Source organism: Kamptonema sp. UHCC 0994 (genome assembly GCF_029167235.1).
In the GTDB taxonomy this organism is placed as follows: domain Bacteria; phylum Cyanobacteriota; class Cyanobacteriia; order Cyanobacteriales; family Microcoleaceae; genus Kamptonema.
This window is the reverse complement of sequence record NZ_JARFTR010000030.1, coordinates 1-3,969: the sequence shown is the minus strand read 5'-3', so window position 1 is coordinate 3,969 and position 3,969 is coordinate 1. Positions and strand designations below refer to the sequence as shown.

Here is a 3,969-nt window from a genome sequence, read left to right as displayed (position 1 = left end):
ATGGCGGCGTTACGTAATTAGTTGTCAATTCCACCATCGCCCAAACTGGAGTATTGCGAGTGAGATCGAGGTTATCTCCCGGATCTGATCGAGTGACAGCTAAAGCCGTGCCTGGTTTGAGAAATGTTACTTGCTCTATGGGAATTTCTGCTGCGATCGCAGGTTCAATTAAATCTACTGATACAGTATCGACGGATGAAATATCTTTATGCAAATAGCGCAGCGCAGCCAGTGCAGCAGCACAGGCAAAAACTGGCAGTGTATATCCCGATCGAGGTTTAATATTTGTCACGTTTGGATTTAAAACTACGTACCGATTACGATCCTAGTCCGCGAAGGCGGACTTTGTTTGTGTAGCCGCGATTTCCAATCGCCGGATTTCTAATCGCCGGATTTCTAATCGCCGGATTTCTAATCGCCGGATTTCCAATCGCCGGATTTCTAATCGCCGGATTTCTAATCGCCGGATTTCTAATCGCCGGATTTCTAATCGCCGAAATTACGATCGCCCGATTTCTAAATTGGGATACGATCGCTGGGGTATTATCATTAGGATATCATCGTTGGGATATCATCGCAGGGCAAATCAATACCTCGGCGATTGAAATCGCGGCTACACAAACAAAACCCGCCTGCGCGGGTTGAAGATTCCATTTTATTTAGATTTATAATCACCTGGCGGTTGAAACCGCGTCTACACAAACAAAACCCGCCTACGCGGGTTGAAGATTCCATTTTCTTTAGTCCGCGAAGGCGGACTTCGTTTGTGTAGACGCGATTTCCAATCGCCGGATTTCCAATCGCTCAGGATCTCTTGTCCAACGTTTTTAGTTTCCCCATTTTGCTACACTTTGTTTAACTAGCAATATCAGTCTCTGGAGAAACCTATGACGACTCTACTGCAAAATCCAACAGAAAATCTAACTGAAAACCAAATTGAAACCCCAACAGATAAAAAAATCTGGACTGATGCCGAATTTATGGCACTTGATCGAGATGGACACCGCTATGAAATTGTCAATGGAGAACTAATTGATATGGGAAACTCTGGCGCAAAACATGGTTATGTTTGTAGTACCCTAATGATTTTACTCGGTGGCTATGTCCGCCTCCACAAGCTAGGTGCAATGTTCGATTCTAGCACTGCTTTTAAGATGAAATCAGGGAATAAGCGATCGCCCGATATTTCTTTCATGGCTAAAGAACGTTTGCAAGGCTTAGACGATCTCCCCGATGGTTTCTTAGAAGGTGCACCAGATCTAGCTGTAGAAATTCTCTCTCCCAGTAATACGGTGGAAGAAATCGACAAAAAACTTGTAGAATATTTCGATAATGGTTCGCGTTTAGTTTGGGTGATTCATCCTAGACAAAAGTATGTTTTAGTGTATCGAAACGCCCAGGAACCAGATCGCTTGCTCAAGTCTAATAATTCTTTAGATGGTGAAGAGATTATCCCTGATTTTACTCTACCCATTGCCGATTTGTTTCAAAAACTTGCTTTTTAAGAACTTACTTAAGAGAACATAATATCATATCTAGTGATTAGCTTCAATAGCTAGTATTCGAGAAATTAAAAGGAGTTGGAATCTGCCATGAATCAACAGCCAAGAATACCCGATTTAGAGACAAGACAGCAAAACGTTGCTAGGATACGAGAAGCTTGTCGCCTGCTTGACGCTTGGACGCTAAAATTAGATGAAGTGCTGGCAATGTTAGAAGCTGATAACCACCGTCAGCGACAGGAACGTTTAGATGGGAAATATCGGCGAGTGCAAGAAAAAATAGGGGAATCGTAAATAATTGCTCAAATCTTTTGACTAATACATCTCTTGCTCATTTGATGGAAAAATAAAGGTTAACTATAGTTATATTAGAGTATTGTCCTGCTTTAGATATAAAAAATCTAGCGATACACATTGTAACTATAAGTGTCTATCAATATGTATATTGGTGGAGGAGTATTGCTTATGGAATAATCAATCTTGCATAAAAAGTTATCTAGCAATTAGTCATTAGCAATAAGCAATTAGCAATTAGCCATTAACCATTAGCAATATTTCTTCCCCCACTAAAGCTCACAGATCGGTCATAATTTAAGAATTATGAAGCGAAGTATATGAACCAGGTAGATTATCTCCGCATAAGTCTGATCGATCGCTGCAACTTTCGCTGTCAATACTGTATGCCTGACAGCGCAGAGATTGACTATATTTTGCGGCAAGATTTGCTGACTCACCAGGAATTGCTGACTTTGTTGCGAGAGGTTTTCATTCCCGTAGGCTTTACCCGCTTTCGCTTGACTGGGGGGGAACCGCTGCTGCATCCAGGGGCGGTAGAATTAGTAAGGGCGATCGCCAATCAGCCGGAAACTAAAGACCTCTCGATGACCACCAATGGGTTTTTACTCTCCCAAAAAGCCCAAGCCCTTTACGATGCTGGCTTGCGGCGAATTAACATCAGTTTGGATTCCCTAGAACCTGAGACTTTTGATAAGATTGTTGGTAGTCGGGGACGTAGCCGCTGGCTGCAAGTTTGGGAAGGGATTCAAACCGCCTATCGGGTAGGATTTGACCCTTTGAAATTGAATGTGGTAGTAATGCCGGGGGTGAATGACGGTGAAGTGCTCGACTTAGCTGCTTTAAGTATCGATCGCCACTGGCACGTCCGGTTTATTGAGTTTATGCCCATCGGCAATAATGAGTTATTTGGCGATCGCGGTTGGATACCCTCAGCCGAATTACGGCAGCAAATTCGCGCTCGTTGGGGCTTGACAGAATCGCAAGTTTGTGGTAATGGGCCTGCTGATGTATTTCAAATTCCCGGCGCGAAAGGGACATTAGGATTCATCAGTCAAATGTCAGAATGTTTTTGCGATCGCTGTAACCGAATGCGGCTTTCCGCCGACGGCTGGATTCGGCCATGTTTGCTGAACGAAAGCGGTCAAATTGACCTAAAAACAGCGCTACGGGAAGGTGTTTCAACTCTTGAACTGCGCGATCGCCTTAGCGAATTACTAGCCCTCAAGCCAGAGATCAACTTCAAAGAGCGGAACTCTGGCGCAACGGGCGCTTATACCAGAACGATGTCACAAATTGGAGGGTAAAGCAATTTTAGATTTTAGATTTTAGATTTTTAGACTGCTAGCGGGATAGAAAAACTTCCGACTCCCAGTCAAACCCAATCGAAAATCCAAAATCCAAAATCCAAAATCGTTAAGCTTGGCGAGAGTAGTATTCAACCACCAGCAGCTCATTAACTTGGAGAGCGATCCACTCGCGTTCCACAGTGCCATTCACCTTGCCAACAAGTTTTTGCTTGTCAAACTCAAGGTGGCTAGGCAAGTGAGCCAAACCTGGATACTTGAGATTAGCCTCCACCAGTAGGCGCGATCGCTCCGTATTTTTGACAGCAACCACATCTCCAGGCTTGCACTGAAAGCTAGCGATATCCACCGTGCGATCGTTAACAGTCACATGGCCGTGATTCACCAATTGCCGTGCAGCAGGAATCGTCGGAGCCATCCCCATGCGGAAAACTGTATTATCCAAGCGCATTTCCAACATTTGCAGCAGCACTTGGCCCGTAGAACCAGTTACTCGACGTGCTTTCCGCACGTAGCGCAGAAGTTGGCGCTCCGAAATCCCATAATTGAAACGGAGCTTTTGCTTTTCTTCCAGACGTACCGCATACTCTGAACGCTTTTTGCGGTTTTGGCCGTGTTGGCCAGGAGGGTAAGCCCGTCTAGGTGACTTACGAGTCAGCCCTGGCAAATCTCCCAAGCGGCGGACTATTCTGAGGCGAGGGCCTCGATATCGAGACATTTAACTTCCTCTCTATATCTTTATGAAATTTTGCAAAGACTCTCTATTGTAGAATATTTTTGCACAAAACTCAACTATCTGTTTTTACCAGGATTTTAACCGCCAAGTTGATACTCGTAACGCCGCCCTCTGGGCGGTAAAGAAACCG

Annotated in this window: 5 protein-coding genes; 3 read left to right on the top strand and 2 right to left on the bottom strand. The window is 44.5% G+C overall.

The features are described from left to right. A partial coding sequence (locus tag PY364_RS02750; protein WP_275520325.1) for a cobalt-precorrin-5B (C(1))-methyltransferase occupies positions 1-292 on the bottom strand: 292 nt, incomplete at its 3' end. A gap of 595 nt (positions 293-887) precedes the next feature. On the opposite strand from PY364_RS02750, the gene PY364_RS02745 reads away from it, so the two are divergent. From PY364_RS02745 to moaA, 3 genes are all read left to right on the top strand, one after another. Beyond that, a complete protein-coding gene (locus tag PY364_RS02745; RefSeq protein ID WP_275520323.1) occupies positions 888-1,505 on the top strand; it encodes a Uma2 family endonuclease in 618 nt (205 codons plus the stop codon). An 87-nt stretch (positions 1,506-1,592) separates the two neighbouring features. Next, entirely contained in the window at positions 1,593-1,796 is a 204-nt protein-coding gene (locus PY364_RS02740; protein WP_275520321.1) for a hypothetical protein, read from the top strand. Positions 1,797-2,116: 320 nt separating this feature from the next. Continuing rightward, positions 2,117-3,103 carry a GTP 3',8-cyclase MoaA gene (gene moaA, locus PY364_RS02735; protein WP_275520319.1) on the top strand — a complete coding sequence of 329 codons (987 nt, stop codon included), beginning with the start codon at positions 2,117-2,119 and terminating at the stop codon, positions 3,101-3,103. Positions 3,104-3,212: 109 nt separating this feature from the next. On the opposite strand, the gene rpsD is transcribed toward moaA, so the two are convergent. Beyond that, entirely contained in the window at positions 3,213-3,821 is a 609-nt protein-coding gene (gene rpsD, locus PY364_RS02730; protein ID WP_007353427.1) for a 30S ribosomal protein S4, read from the bottom strand. Positions 3,822-3,969: the final 148 nt, after the last annotated feature.